This is a genomic window from Geobacillus sp. DSP4a, assembly GCF_013096875.1.
Taxonomy (GTDB): Bacteria; Bacillota; Bacilli; order Bacillales; family Anoxybacillaceae; genus Geobacillus; species Geobacillus thermophilus.
Window position 1 is genome coordinate 1 of sequence record NZ_SDLD01000255.1, and the last position, 311, is coordinate 311.

At 53.4% G+C, this 311-nt stretch carries 1 rRNA gene; it reads left to right on the top strand.

The window, feature by feature from the left end:
• Positions 1 to 208: 208 nt before the first annotated feature.
• Positions 209 to 311: ribosomal RNA gene (locus ETC02_RS17240) — 23S ribosomal RNA — on the top strand; the annotation flags it as partial.

Genomic DNA, 311 nt, shown 5'->3' on the forward strand with positions numbered 1-311 from the left:
CCTGCAAGGGTGCTTGCACCCGGAAGGCGAAGGTTATTTGACCCCGAGCAGCGGCGAGCCGGAGCTGGACATCAGTCGTTATTCAAAGCAAATCGCGCTTCTGTTTCGTTCAGTTTTGAGGGAACGAGTCATGTTCTCTCAATGACAAAAATCGTTCCTTGAAAACTAGATAACCGGAAACGCAAAGGAAGAAGCCGAGAGCGCTGTAGGTTAAGCTAGAAAGGGCGCACGGTGGATGCCTTGGCACTAGGAGCCGATGAAGGACGGGGCAAACGCCGAAACGCTCCGGGGAGCTGTAAGCAAGCGTTGAT